Origin of the sequence: Escherichia sp. R1 (genome assembly GCF_003000935.1) — a bacterium.
Taxonomy (GTDB): domain Bacteria; phylum Pseudomonadota; class Gammaproteobacteria; order Enterobacterales; family Enterobacteriaceae; genus Escherichia; species Escherichia coli.
On the sequence record NZ_PSRU01000007.1, the window covers coordinates 162277 to 181584 of the forward strand.

At 52.4% G+C, this 19308-nt stretch carries 16 protein-coding genes; 3 read left to right on the top strand and 13 right to left on the bottom strand.

Annotated features, from left to right (window positions below; all coding sequences use genetic code 11):
- Positions 1–19: 19 nt before the first annotated feature.
- The 6 genes from lpdA to dnaB form a co-directional block, all read right to left on the bottom strand.
- Positions 20–1438, bottom strand: coding sequence for a dihydrolipoyl dehydrogenase (gene lpdA / locus C4F37_RS10975; protein ID WP_000103920.1), 1419 nt, complete (start codon positions 1436–1438; stop codon positions 20–22).
- A gap of 11 nt (positions 1439–1449) precedes the next feature.
- Entirely contained in the window at positions 1450–2604 is a 1155-nt protein-coding gene (gene odhB, locus C4F37_RS10980; RefSeq protein ID WP_000570229.1) for a 2-oxoglutarate dehydrogenase complex dihydrolipoyllysine-residue succinyltransferase, read from the bottom strand.
- A gap of 32 nt (positions 2605–2636) precedes the next feature.
- Positions 2637–5381 carry a 2-oxoglutarate dehydrogenase E1 component gene (locus tag C4F37_RS10985; protein WP_001540427.1) on the bottom strand — a complete coding sequence of 915 codons (2745 nt, stop codon included), beginning with the start codon at positions 5379–5381 and terminating at the stop codon, positions 2637–2639.
- A 181-nt stretch (positions 5382–5562) separates the two neighbouring features.
- A complete protein-coding gene (gene tyrB / locus C4F37_RS10990; protein WP_001540426.1) occupies positions 5563–6756 on the bottom strand; it encodes an aromatic amino acid transaminase in 1194 nt (397 codons plus the stop codon).
- 252 nt (positions 6757–7008) lie between these two features.
- Positions 7009–8088 (bottom strand): alanine racemase, encoded by a 1080-nt coding sequence (gene alr, locus C4F37_RS10995; protein ID WP_001147328.1) that lies wholly within the window; start codon positions 8086–8088, stop codon positions 7009–7011.
- A gap of 52 nt (positions 8089–8140) precedes the next feature.
- Complete coding sequence (gene dnaB / locus C4F37_RS11000; RefSeq protein ID WP_000918363.1) at positions 8141–9556, bottom strand: replicative DNA helicase; 1416 nt, start codon at positions 9554–9556, stop codon at positions 8141–8143.
- 82 nt (positions 9557–9638) lie between these two features.
- On the opposite strand from dnaB, the gene C4F37_RS11005 reads away from it, so the two are divergent.
- On the top strand, positions 9639–10622 hold the full coding sequence (locus tag C4F37_RS11005; RefSeq protein WP_001540425.1) for a quinone oxidoreductase: 984 nt from the start codon (positions 9639–9641) through the stop codon (positions 10620–10622).
- A 165-nt stretch (positions 10623–10787) separates the two neighbouring features.
- Here C4F37_RS11005 and pspG read toward each other — a convergent pair whose 3' ends face one another.
- Both pspG and dusA read right to left on the bottom strand, forming a co-directional pair.
- On the bottom strand, positions 10788–11030 hold the full coding sequence (pspG, locus tag C4F37_RS11010) for an envelope stress response protein PspG (RefSeq protein ID WP_000891396.1): 243 nt from the start codon (positions 11028–11030) through the stop codon (positions 10788–10790).
- 133 nt (positions 11031–11163) lie between these two features.
- Complete coding sequence (gene dusA / locus C4F37_RS11015; protein WP_001110630.1) at positions 11164–12159, bottom strand: tRNA dihydrouridine(20/20a) synthase DusA; 996 nt, start codon at positions 12157–12159, stop codon at positions 11164–11166.
- Positions 12160–12314: 155 nt separating this feature from the next.
- Here dusA and zur point away from each other — a divergent pair, with 155 nt between their 5' ends.
- Positions 12315–12830 carry a zinc uptake transcriptional repressor Zur gene (gene zur / locus C4F37_RS11020; protein WP_000416264.1) on the top strand — a complete coding sequence of 172 codons (516 nt, stop codon included), beginning with the start codon at positions 12315–12317 and terminating at the stop codon, positions 12828–12830.
- A 41-nt stretch (positions 12831–12871) separates the two neighbouring features.
- On the opposite strand, the gene C4F37_RS11025 is transcribed toward zur, so the two are convergent.
- The 4 genes from C4F37_RS11025 to dgkA all read right to left on the bottom strand — a co-directional run bounded on the left by C4F37_RS11025 (position 12872) and on the right by dgkA (position 15681).
- Positions 12872–13081 carry a CsbD family protein gene (locus C4F37_RS11025; RefSeq protein WP_001296638.1) on the bottom strand — a complete coding sequence of 70 codons (210 nt, stop codon included), beginning with the start codon at positions 13079–13081 and terminating at the stop codon, positions 12872–12874.
- A 115-nt stretch (positions 13082–13196) separates the two neighbouring features.
- Positions 13197–14522 (bottom strand): MATE family efflux transporter DinF, encoded by a 1326-nt coding sequence (dinF, locus tag C4F37_RS11030; RefSeq protein WP_001296637.1) that lies wholly within the window; start codon positions 14520–14522, stop codon positions 13197–13199.
- Positions 14523–14594: 72 nt separating this feature from the next.
- Entirely contained in the window at positions 14595–15203 is a 609-nt protein-coding gene (gene lexA / locus C4F37_RS11035) for a transcriptional repressor LexA (RefSeq protein ID WP_000646078.1), read from the bottom strand.
- 109 nt (positions 15204–15312) lie between these two features.
- Positions 15313–15681 (bottom strand): diacylglycerol kinase, encoded by a 369-nt coding sequence (gene dgkA / locus C4F37_RS11040; protein WP_000002907.1) that lies wholly within the window; start codon positions 15679–15681, stop codon positions 15313–15315.
- Between the two features lie 170 nt (positions 15682–15851).
- Between dgkA and plsB the strand changes: the two genes are divergently transcribed.
- Positions 15852–18275, top strand: a complete 2424-nt coding sequence (plsB, locus tag C4F37_RS11045) for a glycerol-3-phosphate 1-O-acyltransferase PlsB (RefSeq protein WP_000017354.1) — start codon at positions 15852–15854, stop codon at positions 18273–18275.
- 154 nt (positions 18276–18429) lie between these two features.
- On the opposite strand, the gene ubiA is transcribed toward plsB, so the two are convergent.
- Positions 18430–19302, bottom strand: a complete 873-nt coding sequence (ubiA, locus tag C4F37_RS11050) for a 4-hydroxybenzoate octaprenyltransferase (protein ID WP_000455227.1) — start codon at positions 19300–19302, stop codon at positions 18430–18432.
- Between the last annotated feature and the right edge of the window lie 6 nt (positions 19303–19308).

Sequence of the window (19308 nt, forward strand, 5' to 3'; positions counted from 1 at the left end):
ATTCCCTCAGTGGTATGTGTTATCCGTGTAATGCTTTATTATTCAAGGCCATTGCTGCTTCGTGGATGACTTCGCTTAAGGTCGGATGCGCATGGATCGCACAGGCAATATCCTCGCCAGAGGCGCTAAAAGTCATCGCCAGCGCAATTTCATTGATCAGCTCCGATGCCTGCGGGCCAACAATCGCTCCGCCAAGTACGCGGTCAGTGTGTTTATCGCTGTATAACGTGCAACGCCCACCTTCCTGGCCTAATGCTAAGGCGCGACCGTTACCGGCAAACAGAGAATTTCCTTTGTTAAAGACTCTGCCAGCGGCTTTCAGTGAGGCCTCGTTTTCCCCTACCCACGCAACTTCCGGTTGGGTGTAAATCACCGAAGGGATCAGCGCAAAATTAATCGGCTCTACCGCCAGTCCGGCAATTTGATCCGCAACCACCACACCTTCAGCCATCGCTTTATGCGCCAGCATCGGCCCTCGCACGACATCACCAATTGCCCACAGCCCGGCTTTCCCGGTACGGCATAAGTTATCGACGGCAATACCGCCACGGTTGTCGGCTTCAAGACCGAGTTGCACGAGATCGACACCAGAAAGTCGCGGTACACGTCCAATGGCAAGAATTAATTTATCGAAGCGGCTTTCTTCTCGCTTCTCACCCTGCCGCCAGCGCACATGCACACCGTCATCCCGTTGTTCAATAGCCTCAATCTCTACTGCCAGTTGCATTTTCATCCCACTGGCAATCATTGCTTTACGGACTTCGTTCGACAGGCGAGCTTCCAGTGCAGGCAAGAACGTTGGCGCCATCTCCAGCAACGTGACGTCTGAACCGACCCGATTCCACACAGACCCCAGTTCAAGGCCAATCACGCCAGCGCCGATCACACCGAGACGCGGCGGCACAGCGGTTAACGCTAGGGCGCCGCGATTATCGAGAATTTGCTGATTATCAATGGTAACGCCAGGCAGTTGACGCGGCTGAGAACCTGTTGCAATCACCACATTACGGGCGCGGATTTGTTGATCGTTTACACGTAATTGCCAAATCTCATCCCGAGCATGTTCTAACGTTGCGAGGCCGCACAGGTACTTCACTTTATTTTTCTTAAACAGCAAGCCGATGCCCATTGTCAGGCGGCTTACTATGGCGTCTTTACGTTGAATCATCGCAGCTGCATTGAAAGATACGCCGTCAACATTAACGCCATGAATGCTCGCCTCATGCTGCACTTGCGCGTACAGTTCGGAAGATTGCAGCAACGATTTTGACGGAATACAGCCGACATTGAGACACGTACCGCCCGGCGAAGGTTCGCCCTGTGCATTAACACCATCATCAATACATACTACGGAAAGCCCATTCTGCGCAGCCCGCAGTGCCGCTACGTAACCACCTGGCCCACCCCCCATAACTGCCACATCAAAAATTGTACTCATCGGCGCCCTCCTTAAAGATCCAGCAACAGTTGTTCCGGTGATTCCAGTAGCTCACGTATTGCCACCAATGTCTGCACGGCTTCCTGACCATCGATAATGCGATGGTCATAGCTGAGAGCAAGGTACATCATGGGACGAATAACAACCTGGCCGTTTTCTGCGACCGGGCGCGGCGTGATGGCATGCATCCCAAGAATGGCCGACTGCGGCGGGTTAATGATTGGCGTTGACATCATCGAACCAAAAGTACCGCCGTTGGTGATAGAGAACGTGCCGCCCTGTAACGCCTCCAGCGGCAATTTGCCATTGCGTGCCTGTGTGGCGTATTCGGCAATTTGCCGTTCAATTTCCACCAAAGAGAGTGATTGCGCATTGCGTAACACAGGCACTACCAGGCCGCGGTTGCTGCTCACTGCAATGCCGATATCGCAATAATCACGCCAGATAATCTCGTTGCCATCAACGCTGGCATTCACTACAGGGAAGCGCTCCAGCGCCCGGGTAACGGCCTTCACAAAGAAGGACATAAAGCCCAGCTTCACGCCGTGCTTCTCGGCAAAACGATCTTTCCAGCGGGCGCGTAAGTCCATCACGCTCTGCATGTTTACTTCGTTGAATGTGGTAAGAATGGCGTTATTTTGTTGGGAAGCCAGCAGACGCTCAGCAATCCGCTGACGTAAGCGCGACATCGGCTCACGACGTTCCTGACGAGCACCCGGTGTCAAGGGTTTAGCTGGCGCGATCTCCGCCACCCGTTCAGGCTGAATGACTGGTGCAGGAGTAACGCGCTGTACATCCTCTTTCAGGATACGTCCATTTCTCCCGCTCCCCGCAACGTCAGCAAGTTCGACACCACTACGCTGTGCCTCCAGCCGTGCGGAAGGCATCGCCAGGGTTTCGGTGACTGGTGTGACGGTTTCTTCTATGACAGCTTGCGGCTTAAGATGCGCCAACAGTTGCGCGGACGTGACCGTGCTACCTTCGCTGACGATAATATTGCTTAACACGCCATCGTGCGGGGCCGGTATTTCCAGAATGACTTTATCGGTTTCCAGCTCGGCAATCACATCATCGCGTTTTACGTGCTCGCCTTCTTGTTTACACCAGGTTGTCAGCGTGCCTTCCGTGACAGATTCCGGTAATACAGGGACAGTAATTTCGATCATAAAATGTTCTCCTTATTATTTTTGTGCGCCTTTCATGGCTGAATATCTGCAAACGCAGCAGCAAGAAATTCGTCGATTTGTTGTTTATGTACACGCCCATACCCTGTCGCCGGAGCTGCCGCTGCCGGGCGGCCTGCATACTGCCAGTAAGGAGTGTTAATTTTCAGTGCCGCCAGCTCATGACGAATCTGCCGCCACGCGCCCTGGTTTTCTGGCTCTTCCTGCAACCAAATCCATTCGCAGCAGTTCGGCCAACTCGCCAGAACATCATTCAGTTCTGCGACCGGGAACGGGTAGAGTTGCTCCAGGCGAACAATCGCTACCTCATCTTCACACTCACGCTGCTTACGGGCTTCCAGTACGTCGTAATAGACCTGGCCGCTACACAAAATAACACGCTTAACTTTCTGGGACTGATGCAATTGCGGATCGGTGACTACCGGTTTATAAGCGCCATCAGTGAATTCAGAAAGCTCGCTCATAGCGCCTTTAAACCGAAGTAAACGCTTACTCATCATTATCACTAACGGTTTGCGCATTGGGCGTAATGCCTGACCGCGCAACAAATGGAACATTTGTGCTGACTCACTGGGCATCACCACCTGCATGTTGTTTTCTGCGCACAGTTGCAGCCAGCGCTCAGGACGCGCAGAAGAGTGCTCCGGCCCTTGTCCGTCATAGCCATGCGGCAGAAGAATGGTTAAACCGCTATAGCGATCCCACTTGGTTTCGCCAGACGAGATAAACTGGTCAATAGCAACCTGAGCGCCGTTGGCAAAGTCACCAAACTGTGCTTCCCAAATAACCAGTTGCTGAGGCGCAGACGTTGAATAGCCATATTCAAAGGCTAAGAGCGCTTCTTCATTAAGCACCGAATCATAAACATCGAAAGATGCCTGACCAGCGCGGATATGCTGTAACGGCAGATAACGACGGGCTTCAGTTTGATGATGTACCACTGCATGGCGATGACTGAACGTGCCACGCCCTGAGTCTTCACCAGAAAGACGCACACCAACACCCGCATCCACAAGCGATGCATAGGCCAGCATTTCAGCCATTCCCCAGTCTATTGGCTGAGTACCTGCGGCCATATCCTGGCGTAACGTCAGTTGCCGTTTAATGGTAGGATGTGCGACCACATCGGGTGGCAGTGTAGAAATGATTTCACCATACGCTGCCAGCTTTTGCCGAGGCAATGCCGTAGATACCGGGGCGCTCCAGTGAGGGTTGGTCAACCCATACCAGTTAGCGCTAAAAGAGTGAATTGCAGGTTTGAGAGGCTGCGGTTCACGTTTCTGGCAGCTATCCAGCCAGTCGCGATAGCGTGCCGTCATCTCATCTTGTTGCGCCTGAGTTAACAGGCCGCGGCGGGCAAGAGATTCACCATAACGGGCGAGCGTACCAGGGTGAGCATCCACTGCCTGATACATTTGTGGCTGGGTAAGACGTGGCTCATCGCTTTCGTTGTGTCCGTGCTTACGGAAGCAGCAAATATCGATGATGATGTCGCGCCGGAAGGTGTCTCGCCATTCGCACGCCAGTTCCATTACCTGGCAAACAGCGTCAACGTCATCGCCATTAACGTGGATAATTGGGGCCGCTACCATTTTGGCAATATCGGTGCAGTACCGTGAAGAACGCATATCCTGCAAGCGGGAAGTGGTGAAGCCAATCTGATTGTTAATCACCAGATGTAGCGTACCGCCAGTGCCGTAGCCCTGAGTCTGCGATAAGTTAAACGTGGTTTGGTTGACGCCGAGGCCGCCCAACGCGGAATCCCCATGAATAAGTACGCCCACCACTTTTGCCTGACCATCCTCACCACGGCGTTCCTGCCTGGCTCGCACCTGGCCCAGCACCACCGGATTCACGATCTCCAGATGTGAGGGGTTATACGCCAGCGCCACATGCAGCGAACCGGCAGGTGTTTCCAGATTGCTGGAATACCCCATGTGGTATTTCACATCGCCTGAACCACTGCCGATCGTCTGCTTGCCTTCAAACTCAGCAAAAAGCTGTGCCGGGTCTTTATTCAACAGATTAACCAGAACATTAAGTCTTCCCCGGTGCGCCATGCCAATGACCATTTCCTCCACACCTTGCGCACGCAGGCATTTTGTCAGCGTATCGAGCGCCGGGATTGCACTTTCGCCCCCTTCCAGAGAAAACCGTTTCTGCCCAACATAACGGGTATGCAGATAACGCTCTAACGTCTCTGCCGCCATCAGTTTTTCAAAACGAGCAATACAGGTTTGTACATCTGCTTGTGGCGCATTGCTGCTCTCAATCCGTGATAACAACCAGTTGATTTCTTCACGATTTTCCAGATGAGCAAGTTCATAAGCCTGGCTACCCGCCCAGGCTTGCTCTAGCAGGTTAAGCAGTTGCTTAAGTGGCATTTGCGTGGTGTGTGCGCCAAAGGTGACGCTAAACTCCTGCAACAAGTCTTCTTCGCTTAATCCCCAAAAACCAGGCAGGAGGGAGGGAACGTCAGCTGGGGGATTCAAACCAAGTGGATCAAGCTTTGCGCGCAGATGCCCCTGCGTGCGCCAGGCATTGATCAGTTGTATTATCGCAGCCTGTTTTTTTAAGGTCGCACCGCTGACGTTGTTATCACCGGATACGCTTTGGACAGTCAGTTCAGGTGAAAGAAAAAAACGCCGCCAGTCTTCCGGGAGTTGTTCCGGCGTACGCAACCAGGTCTGGTAGTAATCTTCAAGCCAGGTCGCGTTATCTCCACTAAGCAGCGTGCCGGGCGAGGTCATGTTCTCCATGTTTTTCTCCTGATGGTCATAGACAGCCGCATTACTGCACAATCCGTACCAACAGTTAAAAACACTAATTTTCAAAAACTTATAGAAAATAGATGATGTAAAAGTGGGCGAAAAAAGGGACAGAATAGTAGGGGATGGCTGGAGTCAGGAACAGGCGGAGAGATCCGCCTGTTGATTAAAATCACATCACCGCAGCAAACGCCTTTGCCACGCGATGCACATTTTGCGCGTTAAGCCCGGCGACACACATGCGACCGCTGGCGATGAGATAGACCCCAAACTCTTCACGTAGTCGGTCAACCTGAGCGGAACTTAAACCGGTATAACTGAACATGCCGCGCTGATTAAGCAGATAATCGAAATTGCGCTCTGGCATCTCTGTGCTCAATACCTTCACCAGTTCCTGACGCATTGCCAGAATGCGAGTTCGCATCTCTTCTACTTCCGCCAGCCAGCTGGCTTTCAATGCCTCGTCATTCAGCACCGCAGCCACCACCTGCGCACCAAAATTCGGCGGGCTGGAGTAGTTGCGGCGAACGGTTGCTTTCAATTGCCCCAGTACGCGGCCTGCGGCTTCGGCATCTTCACACAGAACAGAAAGTCCGCCGACACGCTCGCCGTAAAGGGAGAAAATTTTCGAGAACGAATTGCTCACCAGAGCGGGTAATCCAGCGCTGGCAATGGCGCGAATGGCGTAGGCATCCTCTTCCATACCGGCACCAAATCCTTGATAGGCAATATCGAGGAATGGAATAAGCTCGCGGGCTTTGAGAATTTCAATCACGGAATCCCACTGGTCATTAGTGAGATCGGCACCCGTTGGGTTGTGGCAACATGGATGCAGCAACACAATACTGCGGGCAGGTAATGTTTTCAGCGTCGCCAACAGGTCATTAAAGCGCACGCCGTTAGTCGCTTCGTCATACCAGGGGTAAGTACTTACTTCGAATCCAGCCCCGGCGAATATTGCTACGTGGTTTTCCCAGGTAGGATCGCTGACCCAGACGCCTGATTCCGGGAAGTAGCGTTTCAGGAAATCTGCGCCCACTTTCAATGCCCCTGAGCCGCCAAGGGTTTGAATGGTTGCTACGCGCTGTTGTTGCAGTACCGGATGGTCCGCACCAAACAGCAGCGGCGCAATGGCATGGCGATAGCTGTTAAGCCCTTCCATCGGTAAATAAAGCGAAGCACCATGAGGCTGCGCATTCAGGCGCGCTTCCGCATCCGCTACGGCTTTCAGTTGTGGAATAATTCCGTCTTCGTTGTAGTACAGACCGATACTTAAATTCACTTTGTCGCTGCGAGGGTCTTCTTTAAAACGCTCCATAAGCGTAAGAATCGGGTCGCCAGCGTAGGCGTCAACTTTTTGAAACACGCGATGGTTCTCCAGGTTTACGGGCAGGTGGTTAAAACACAATAAACCGGAAGAAGGCGAAGATCGAGAGGATGTTCAGGGGCGAATGGCAATTAGCAACAGAGTGAGACTCATGACAAACGTACATCCGCCAGATGCACGACCTTTATAAGAGCATGAAAGAATATCAACTTATTGAATTGGTACGATTTTATTGGCCGGATAAGGCATTCACGCCGCATCCGGCACAGACAATCAAATATTAAAGAACGATTAATCCACGTATTTCATCGCGACTCTTGAGGTCAGGCGCGTGATAAGTTCGTAAGCACTTACTTTCGTCATTTCAGCGATACGTTCTACGGGCAAACCTTCGCCCCATAAAATGACCGGGTCCCCGGCTTTATCCTGCGCCTGTGGACCTAAGTCTACGCAGATCATATCCATCGCCACGCGCCCGACAATCGGCACTTCGCGACCGTTCACCAGCACTGGCGTACCGGACGGCGCGGCGCGCGGATAACCATCGCCATAGCCCATCGCGACTACGCCAAGACGAGTATCACGTTCGCTTACCCAGGTTCCACCATAACCGACAGGCTCTCCGGCTTTATGCTCACGCACGGCAATCAGGCTGGAGGTTAGCGACATCACTGGCTGACAGCCAAAATCGGCACCGGTGGAGCGATCTTCCAGCGGAGATACGCCGTAAAGAATGATGCCCGGGCGCACCCAGTCAAAATGCGACTGTGGCCAGAGTAAAATGCCACCCGACGCGGCAATGGAACGTTGACCAGGTTTGCCTTCGCAAAAGGTATTAAAGATAGCGAGTTGCTTCTCGGTTGCGCCGCATTTTGGTTCATCCGCGCGCGCAAAATGGCTGACGATATTCACCGGCTGACGAACGTTTTTGCACTGGGTCAGACGATGATAAAACGCCTCAGCCTGTTCCGGCCTTACGCCCAGACGGTGCATACCGGTATCGAGTTTCATCCAGACGGTAACCGGCTCGTCCAGGCTAGCCTCTTCCAGCGCAGCCAGCTGTTCTTCGTTATGCACGGCGGTATGAAAATGTTGCGCAGAAATCGTCGGTAGATCTCTGGCATCAAAAAAGCCTTCGAGTAAAAGTACAGGTTTGGTGATTCCCCCCGCACGCAGTCGCAGAGCTTCTTCGAGACGGGCTACGCCAAAGGCGTCAGCATCGGGGAGCGTTCGCGCGGTCTCAAGAAGACCGTGACCATAAGCGTTCGCTTTCACCACCGCAACCATTTTACTGGCAGGCGCCAGTTCACGAAGACGTTGCAGGTTGTGTCGCAGAGCGCGGCGGTTAATCACAACAGTTGCCGCTTGCATTTGTGTTCCTTGATAAGTGTTTGCTTTAATTACCTAATTCATAAAATAATTATTATTCGTCGTCGTACTGCGGCCCCGCATAGTTGTCGAAGCGCGACCATTGACCGTTAAAGGTCAGGCGTACCGTCCCGATTGGGCCGTTACGTTGTTTACCGATAATAATTTCCGCGATGCCTTTTAAATCACTGTTTTCGTGATACACCTCATCACGATAGATAAACATGATCAAGTCCGCATCCTGCTCGATAGAGCCAGATTCACGCAGGTCGGAGTTGACCGGGCGTTTGTCGGCACGTTGTTCCAGAGAACGGTTCAACTGGGACAGCGCCACCACCGGCACGTTCAGTTCTTTCGCCAGTGCTTTCAGCGAGCGGGAGATTTCTGCAATTTCCAGCGTACGGTTATCGGAAAGCGCCGGTACGCGCATCAGTTGCAGGTAGTCGATCATGATAAGCCCGATGCCGCCGTGTTCACGGGCAATACGGCGCGCGCGGGAACGGACTTCCGTTGGCGTCAGGCCGGAGGAATCATCGATATAGATATTACGTTTTTCGAGCAAAATACCCATGGTGCCGGAAATACGTGCCCAGTCTTCATCATCGAGCTGCCCGGTACGGATTTTAGTCTGGTCAACGCGCGACAGCGACGCCAAAGAACGCATCATAATCTGTTCTGATGGCATCTCCAGCGAGAAGATAAGTACTGGTTTATCCTGCAACATCGCCGCGTTTTCGACGAGGTTCATCGCAAATGTTGTTTTACCCATCGACGGACGCGCGGCGACGATGATCAAATCCGACGGCTGCAAGCCAGCGGTTTTTTTGTTGAGATCGTCATAACCGGTGTTTACCCCGGTAACGCCATCGTGTGGCTGCTGAAACAACTGCTCAATACGCGCCACCGTGGCGTCGAGCACATCGGCGATGTTCTTCGGCCCTTCGTCTTTGTTTGCACGACTTTCGGCAATTTTAAAGACGCGGGATTCAGCCAGGTCCAGCAGATCTTCGCTGGTACGCCCCTGCGGATCAAAACCGGCTTCGGCAATCTCATTCGCAACCGAAATCATCTCGCGAACAACGGCACGTTCACGCACGATGTCAGCATAAGCACTGATGTTCGCCGCACTTGGCGTATTTTTTGACAGCTCCGCCAGATAAGCGAAACCACCGACGCTATCAAGTTGCCCCTGGCGTTCCAGCGATTCCGCAAGGGTAATCAGATCGATAGGACTACCGCTTTCCTGCAAACGCGCCATTTCAGTAAAGATATGACGGTGTGGGCGGGTGTAAAAGTCGTCTGCCACCACACGCTCGGCTACATCGTCCCAGCGTTCGTTATCCAGCATTAAACCGCCCAACACCGACTGCTCCGCTTCGATCGAGTGCGGAGGCACTTTCAGCCCGGCAACTTGTGGATCGCGTTCGCGGGGTTCAGCCTGCTGTTTGTTGAAGGGTTTATTTCCTGCCATAGTGAATGGAGTTACCGAGATAAAGAATGGGTCGAAACTTTACCATATGAAGCAGACCCTGACGATACGTTCTGGAGGACACATGGCAATACGAATTGAATTTCACAAGCACGGTGGCCCGGAAGTACTTCAAGCCGTAGAGTTCACTCCTGCCGATCCGGCGGAGAATGAAATCCAGGTCGAAAATAAAGCCATCGGCATCAATTTTATCGACACGTATATCCGCAGCGGCCTTTACCCGCCACCATCGCTACCCAGCGGATTAGGCACCGAAGCGGCAGGCATCGTGAGTAAAGTCGGCAGTGGTGTAAAGCATATTAAGGCAGGCGATCGCGTAGTCTATGCACAATCGGCATTAGGCGCTTACAGCTCTGTGCATAACATTAATGCAGATAAAGCGGCGATTCTGCCTGCGGCAATTTCTTTTGAGCAAGCTGCGGCATCCTTCCTGAAAGGCTTAACGGTTTATTATCTGCTGCGCAAAACCTATGAAATTAAACCCGATGAGCAGTTCCTGTTCCACGCAGCGGCTGGCGGCGTTGGCTTGATTGCCTGCCAGTGGGCAAAAGCCCTGGGCGCGAAACTTATCGGCACCGTAGGAACCGCGCAAAAAGCGCAGAGTGCGCTAAAAGCGGGCGCGTGGCAGGTTATTAACTATCGTGAAGAGAATCTGGTCGAGCGATTGAAAGAGATCACCGGTGGTAAGAAAGTGCGTGTGGTGTACGATTCAGTGGGCAGAGACACCTGGGAACGGTCGCTGGATTGCCTGCAACGCCGCGGCTTAATGGTGAGTTTTGGCAACTCATCAGGTGCGGTTACCGGTGTGAACTTAGGCATTCTCAATCAGAAAGGCTCGTTGTATGTAACACGCCCTTCCCTGCAAGGCTATATCACCACGCGGGAGGAATTAACCGAGGCCAGTAATGAACTGTTCTCTTTGATTGCCAGCGGTGTGATTAAGGTCGATGTCGCCGAGCAGCAGAAATATCCGCTTAAGGATGCACAGCGTGCGCATGAGATTCTGGAAAGCCGGGCGACGCAAGGTTCCAGCCTATTGATTCCATAAAAGAAATAGGGCTTCCACCTGGGAAGCCCTTTCTTTTTATAATTCGGCTGTATGTAGGGTACAGCTCGATGAATTTGTTTGACGCGCAATAGTGACAGATTTGATTATCAATTCCTATTTTGTTCTAAGGATAAAACCTTAGGTTGTGATCATCCGCACAATCCCTTAGTAACGCCAGCGGTCATAACGCTGATATTTCGGCACTTTTGGTGCTTTAATCGCCCTGATCACCCACACCACCGCAACCGCCAACAGCAGCCACGGCAGCAACTTAATCATCAATGCCAGCATACCGCCGAGGAACATAAAGGCCGTCGCCACAATCAGCGCGGCGATAATACCCAGCAACGAAACACCGGTGACCATCAGCATGACAAAAAAGCCAATTACAAAAAGTAGTTCCAGCATGATGCTCTCCCAAATATGAAATCTCTTGCTGGCATTACAAGAATCATGCCAAAAATAATCTGTTGATTTAACAGCAAAACACCCCGCGACGGTGCGCAGGGCGTGGTGAATTTGACTACTTTTTGGTGAAAAGTTAACGCTTATCCGCCACCAGTTTGAGCGCGTGTTCCAGCACATTAATGTCTGCACCCGCTTTATGGGCATTTTCACTTAAATAACGCCGCCACTGCCGCGCGCCAGGAATACCCTGGAACAAGCCCAGCATATGCCGGGTAATATGGCCGAGATACGTACCCTGGCTGAGTTCACGCTCAATGTACGGATACATGGCGCGCACTACCGCCACCGGATCGGCATCGGTATCCGAGGAACCAAAAATCTCTCGGTCTACCGCCGCCAGAATCCCCGGATTCTGATACGCCTCGCGCCCGACCATCACGCCATCCATATGTTGCAAATGCGCTTTAGCTTCTTCCAGCGACTTGATACCACCGTTAATTGACATCGTCAGATGCGGAAAGTCACGCTTCAGTTGATACACACGCGGATAATCGAGAGGCGGGATCTCACGGTTTTCTTTCGGACTTAACCCAGAAAGCCAGGCTTTACGTGCGTGGATGATGAACATCTCACACTCACCTTTGCCGGAAACGGTGTTGATGAAATCGCAGAGAAATTCATAGCTGTCCTGATCATCGATGCCAATACGCGTTTTCACCGTCACCGGAATCGACACCACATCGCGCATCGCTTTCACGCAGTCGGCAACCAGCTGCGCATTACCCATCAGACACGCACCAAACATGCCGTTCTGCACCCGGTCAGACGGGCAGCCAACATTCAGGTTGATCTCATCGTATCCACGCGCTTCTGCCAGCTTCGCACACTGTGCCAGCGCCGCCGGATCGCTACCCCCGAGTTGCAACGCTACCGGATGTTCTTCTTCACTGTACGCCAGGTAATCACCTTTACCGTGAATAATCGCCCCTGTGGTCACCATTTCGGTATACAGCAACGTATTGCGGGAAAGCAGACGCAAGAAATAACGGCAATGTCTGTCCGTCCAGTCGAGCATCGGGGCAATCGAGAAACGGTAAGCGGGATAAACAGTGTGTGATTCTGCTGGCATGGCGACTTTTTAAGCATCTGGTAAATTGGGGGCGCTACTATAGCATAACGAATATGCGATCAGGCAATGTGACAGCCATGACACCCTGTTCTCGGCGTTTAAGCGAGAACTATGGTAAAGTAAGGGCATTCTTAACCCCACTGTCGAGGTGCCCAATGGAAAAGACCACAACGCAGGAGTTATTAGCGCAGGCTGAAAAAATCTGCGCACAGCGTAATGTGCGCCTGACCCCACAGCGTCTCGAAGTGTTGCGCCTGATGAGTCTGCAGGATGGCGCTATCAGCGCTTATGATCTGCTTGATTTGCTGCGCGAAGCTGAACCGCAAGCCAAGCCGCCAACGGTTTATCGCGCGCTGGAGTTTCTGCTTGAACAAGGTTTTGTGCATAAGGTGGAATCCACCAACAGTTATGTGCTCTGTCATCTGTTCGATCAGCCCACCCATACTTCAGCCATGTTTATTTGCGATCGCTGCGGCGCGGTGAAAGAAGAATGTGCTGAAGGCGTGGAAGACATCATGCATACGCTGGCGGCAAAAATGGGTTTTGCCCTGCGGCATAATGTTATTGAAGCACATGGATTATGTTCAGCATGTGTAGAAGTAGAAGCGTGTCGTCATCCCGAACAGTGCCATCATGACCACTCTATTCAGGTGAAAAAGAAACCTCGCTAAAAGGGTGTACATCCTTGTACATGTCGGGCAGGAGGGATTAATTACCAGCGGTAATCATGGCGTTTTTCCCAACTATCAACCTCTTTTTCTGCCTGATCTTTCTGATAACCGTAGCGTTCCTGGATTTTACCCACTAACTGATCACGTTTTCCTTCAATGATCGTCATATCATCATCGGTCAGTTTGCCCCATTGCTCTTTCACTTTACCTTTAAACTGTTTCCAGTTACCGCCGGCTTCATCTTTATTCATAATCAAGACCTCATCGTTAGGTTGTGAATGAGAGTACGTTCACTTTTCTTCTGAACGTGAGATTAAGTGTAGTCAGCAATTTGGCTTAGGATTATTTATTCAGAATTTTTAACCGTCACGTTGCGACAAACCAGGTATCGTTACGCCAGTGACGCCGCCAGATAGCCGCCAGAGAAAGCCCGCGTAACGCCAGAAAGACGGTTAACGCCAGCCACAAACCATGATTCCCCAGCCACGGCAGCGTAAGGAGCGTCAGTGCAAAACCTGCGGCGGCCACCGCCATACTGTTACGCATTTCGGCGGCACGCGTTGCGCCTATAAACATGCCGTCCAGCAGATAACACCAGACGCCGACCAACGGCAAAATCACCTGCCAGATAAGATAGCGGTCAGCCAGCTGCTGAATCTGGGTTAACGACGTCAGCAACGCAATGATGTGTTCCCCTGCCAGCAAATAAACCACCGAAAACAGTAACGCTACGATCCCCGACTGGCGGCACGCTGCCCGCCAGACATCCAGCAATTGACTACCGTCGCGCGCACCGTATGCCTGACCGGAATGTGCTTCAACCGCGTAGGCAAAACCATCCAGCGCATAGGCGGTAAAGGTGAGTAGCGTCATCAGAACTGCGTTAACAGCGATAATGTCACTCCCCAGTCGCGCGCCAAGTACAGTGATCGCGCCGAAACAGAGTTGCAGCAACAGCGAGCGCAGCATGATATCGCGGTTAAGCGCCAGCAAGTGACGGAAGTTTCCTCGCCAGGCTGTTTTCAGCATTTCGCCGGAGATTCCGCGTAGTTTGAGAATTTTACGCACCATTAGCAGACCAATCAGCAATGTTGCATATTCCGCAATAACCGTCGCCAGAGCCGCGCCCTGCACGTTCATATGCAGCCCCATCACCAGCCAGACATCCAGCACAATGTTGAGGATATTGCCGACCACTAACAAAATTACTGGCGCACGGGCATATTGCACGCCGAGTAACCAGCCAAGTAATACCAGATTCGCCAGCGACGCCGGTGCGCTTAACCAGCGGATTTCAAGAAAGCGTCGCGCCTGTTCCAGGACTGCTTCACTACCACCAACAATATGCAGCGCCAGATCGATAATCGGCGTACGCAGCAGCGCAATTAACGCCCCGGCCCCCAACGCCAACAGCAACGGTTGCACCAGCGCACGGGCTAATGCCTGAGGATTTTTGGCACCATAAGCCTGCGCAGTCAGCCCGGTGGTGCTCATGCGTAAAAACAGCAACAACATAAAGAGAAAGCTGGTCGCCGTTGCACCAACCGCCACGCCGCCCAAATAAACCGGACTATCAAGATGACCAATTACCGCCGTATCGACCAGTCCCAGCAACGGAACGGTGATATTGGAGAAAATCATGGGTAAGGCGAGATGCCAGAGTGCTTTATCAGATGAAGTGAGGAATGCCATGCAGACAAGCCTGATGAAGAGAGATGAAAAACAAACCGCGACGCCAGGCGGCATCGCGGTCTCAGAGATATGTTACAGCCAGTCGCCGTTGCGAATAACCCCAACCGCCAGCCCTTCAATGGTGAAGCTCTGCTGACGAAGGTCAACGACAATTGGTTTAAACTCGCTGTTTTCTGGTAACAGTTCGACTTTATTGCCCTGTTTTTTCAGGCGTTTAACGGTAACTTCGTCATCAATACGTGCGACAACGACCTGACCGTTACGTACATCCTGAGTTTTATGCACTGCCAGCAAATCGCCATCCATAATGCCGATATCTTTCATCGACATCCCGCTGACGCGCAGCAGGAAATCAGCATTCGGCTTGAACAAGGAAGGATCGACCTGATAATGACCTTCGATATGCTGTTGCGCCAGAAGCGGTTCACCGGCAGCCACACGACCTACCAGCGGCAACCCTTCTTCCTCTTCCTGCAATAAACGAATCCCGCGTGATGCGCCGGAAACAATTTCAATAACGCCTTTGCGTGCCAGCGCCTTCAGATGTTCTTCAGCCGCGTTTGGGGAACGGAACCCCAAACGCTGCGCGATTTCCGCACGCGTCGGCGGCATACCTGTCTGGCTGATGTGATCACGGATGAGATCAAACACCTCTTGTTGCCTGGCCGTTAACGCTTTCATTCCGCCCCCTGGGTGTATATACAGTTATGCTGTGAGTATATACAGCAAAAGGCGATTTTGGAACCATAAACTGCACAATAAACCAGAGATTTATCGAAATCTGGAAGGGTTATCCAAAATGCGACCATAACAGGATGCACCAGGTAATCACGGCGACGATAATGGCAATCAGCACTGCGGCGGATCCCATATCTTTAGCGCGTCCGGAAAGCTCATGGTATTCAGAGCCAATTCGGTCAACCACAGCTTCGATGGCGCTATTGAGAATTTCCACAATCATCACCAGCATCACGGAGCTGATAAGCAGCACGCGGGTAATCGCGTCCACATCCAGCCAGCAGGCGATAACCACCGCTAACAATACCGCTACGCCTTCCTGACGGAATGCCGCTTCGTTGATCCATGCAGCGCGTAAACCTTTCCAGGAATAGCCAGCAGCTTTGATAATTCGGGTGAATCCAGTGGTATTATTGGCCATTGAAAGAACCTTTTTACATTATGAGCGTCAATATCAGTGTACCGTTAAATCCGATGATTCGGGTTTGCGTAACGCCGCGCGAAACATGAGCGGATACCACAGAATTTCCCATGACTTTCTGCTATCCTTGCCGCGCATTTGCATTATTAACCAGAGGCTTTACATCGTTTATGTCCGGCTGGCCACGAATTTACTACAAATTACTGAATTTACCATTAAGCATCCTGGTAAAAAGCAAGTCTATTCCGGCAGATCCTGCCCCGGAACTGGGGCTGGATACCTCTCGTCCAATTATGTACGTTTTACCGTACAACTCGAAAGCTGACTTGCTGACGTTGCGCGCCCAGTGTCTGGCACATGACCTGCCTGACCCGTTAGAGCCGCTGGAAATCGATGGCACGCTACTGCCGCGCTATGTGTTCATTCACGGCGGGCCGCGTGTGTTCACCTATTACACGCCGAAAGAAGAGTCTATTAAGCTGTTCCACGACTATCTCGATTTGCACCGCAGCAACCCAAATCTGGATGTGCAGATGGTGCCAGTATCGGTGATGTTTGGTCGCGCGCCGGGGCGTGAAAAAGGCGAAGTGAACCCGCCGCTGCGTATGCTTAACGGTGTACAGAAATTTTTCGCTGTACTGTGGCTCGGTCGCGACAGTTTTGTGCGTTTCTCGCCGTCAGTTTCGCTGCGCCGTATGGCGGATGAACACGGCACGGATAAAACTATCGCTCAGAAACTGGCGCGCGTGGCGCGTATGCACTTTGCCCGTCAACGCCTGGCTGCCGTGGGTCCACGTCTGCCTGCTCGTCAGGATCTGTTTAATAAGCTGCTCGCCTCCCGCGCCATTGCGAAAGCGGTAGAAGATGAAGCGCGCAGCAAAAAAATCTCCCATGAAAAAGCGCAGCAGAACGCGATTGCGCTGATGGAAGAGATTGCGGCGAATTTCTCTTACGAGATGATCCGCCTGACTGACCGCATTCTGGGCTTCACCTGGAACCGACTTTACCAGGGTATCAACGTCCATAACGCCGAGCGCGTTCGCCAGCTGGCCCACGACGGCCATGAGCTAGTGTATGTGCCTTGCCACCGCAGTCACATGGACTACCTGCTGCTTTCTTACGTGCTGTATCACCAAGGGCTGGTGCCGCCGCATATCGCCGCCGGGATCAACCTAAACTTCTGGCCGGCCGGGCCGATTTTCCGCCGTCTGGGGGCGTTCTTTATTCGCCGTACGTTTAAAGGCAATAAACTTTATTCCACCGTTTTCCGTGAGTATCTCGGCGAACTGTTCAGCCGTGGTTATTCCGTCGAGTATTTCGTGGAAGGCGGTCGTTCCCGTACGGGGCGTTTGCTGGATCCGAAAACCGGTACGCTGTCGATGACCATTCAGGCGATGCTGCGTGGCGGCACTCGTCCGATTACGCTGATTCCGATCTATATCGGTTATGAGCACGTCATGGAAGTGGGTACTTACGCCAAAGAACTGCGCGGTGCGACGAAAGAGAAAGAGAGCCTGCCGCAGATGCTGCGTGGTTTAAGCAAGCTGCGTAATCTCGGTCAGGGTTACGTCAACTTCGGTGAACCAATGCCGTTGATGACCTACCTTAACCAGCACGTACCAGACTGGCGTGAATCTATCGATCCCATCGAAGCGGTGCGTCCGGCCTGGTTAACGCCGACGGTCAATAATATTGCTGCCGATCTGATGGTACGCATTAACAACGCAGGCGCGGCAAACGCCATGAACCTGTGCTGTACTGCGCTTCTGGCGTCACGTCAGCGCTCACTCACCCGCGAGCAGTTAACCGAGCAACTCAACTGCTACCTGGATCTGATGCGCAACGTGCCTTACTCCACGGACTCTACCGTTCCTTCAGCCAGCGCCAGCGAGCTTATCGATCACGCGCTGCAAATGAACAAGTTTGAAGTTGAGAAAGACACTATCGGCGACATCATCATTCTGCCGCGCGAGCAAGCGGTGCTGATGACCTACTATCGCAACAACATTGCACATATGTTGGTGCTGCCTTCGCTGATGGCGGCAATTGTCACCCAGCATCGCCACATCTCCCGCGACGTATTGATGGAGCACGTCAATGTGCTTTACCCAATGCTGAAAGCGGAGCTGTTCCTGCGCTGGGATCGCGACGAGTTACCGGACGTTATTGATGCGCTGGCAAATGAGATGCAACGTCAGGGGCTGATTACCCTGCAAGATGATGAGTTGCATATCAACCCGGCGCATTCTCGCACACTACAGCTGCTGGCCGCAGGCGCGCGCGAAACGCTGCAACGTTATGCCATCACCTTCTGGCTGTTGAGTGCCAACCCGTCGATCAACCGCGGTACACTGGAGAAAGAGAGCCGCACCGTCGCGCAACGTCTCTCCGTGCTGCACGGTATCAACGCGCCGGAGTTCTTCGACAAGGCGGTGTTCAGTTCTCTGGTGCTGACACTGCGTGATGAAGGGTATATCAGCGATAGCGGCGACGCCGAACCGGCAGAAACGATGAAGGTATATCAGTTGCTGGCGGAGTTGATTACATCAGACGTGCGTTTGACGATTGAGAGTGCGACACAGGGCGAAGGGTAATCAGTGAGAATTGCCGGATGCGGCGCAAACGCCTTATTCGGCCTACCATGATCTGCAAATTCAATAAATTGCGATATGTTGTGTAGGCCTGAGAAGCGCAGCGCATCAGGCAACCCAGAAGAAAGCCGGATGATCATCCGGCTTTTTTACATCATCAGAAATGCCAGTAACTCATTGCCAGCCCTAAAAACAGTACCAGACCAACATAGTTATTATTCATAAATGCTTTAAAGCAGGCTTCACGCTCGCGGTTGGCAATCAGTTTTTGTTGATAAACAAACAGCGCGCCAGCTACCAGAATTGACCAGTAATATCCCCAGCCTAAGCCATTTAACTCACCGATGATCGCCATCAGCGCTAGAACGCCAATCTGCAAAATACCAATAATCAATTTATCGTATTGGCCGAACAGGATTGCGGTGGATTTAATGCCAATCTTCACATCATCATCGCGGTCAACCATCGCATACTGCGTGTCGTAAGCCACCGCCCAGAGAATATTGGCGAGGAACATTAACCAGCAACTCAATGGCACCGACTCACTCACAGCGGCAAAAGCCATTGGAATCGACCAGCCAAACGCCGCGCCCAGCACCACTTGTGGTAGATGGGTATACCGCTTCATAAACGGGTACACCCACGCCAGCGCCAGCGCGGCAATCGACAACAGAATAGTCATCGTATTCAGCGTCAGCACCAGTAAAAATGAAATCAGTACCAGCACTACAAACAGCGCGCGCGCCTCTTTCTCCGTTACCGCGCCGCTGGGAAGTGGTCGGTTCGCCGTGCGCTTAACATGACCATCAAACTTGCGGTCAGCATAATCATTCACCACGCAACCAGCAGCGCGCATCAGCCAGACGCCCGCGACAAACACCGCCAGGATCCAGAGCTGGGGAACGCCCGGTGTCGCCACCCACAACGCCCATAATGTTGGCCAGAGCAGCAGTAACGCGCCAATTGGCTTATCCGTACGCATTAAGCGATGAAACGCCAGCAGCTTATTCTGCGTCAGACTCCACTCCATATTTTT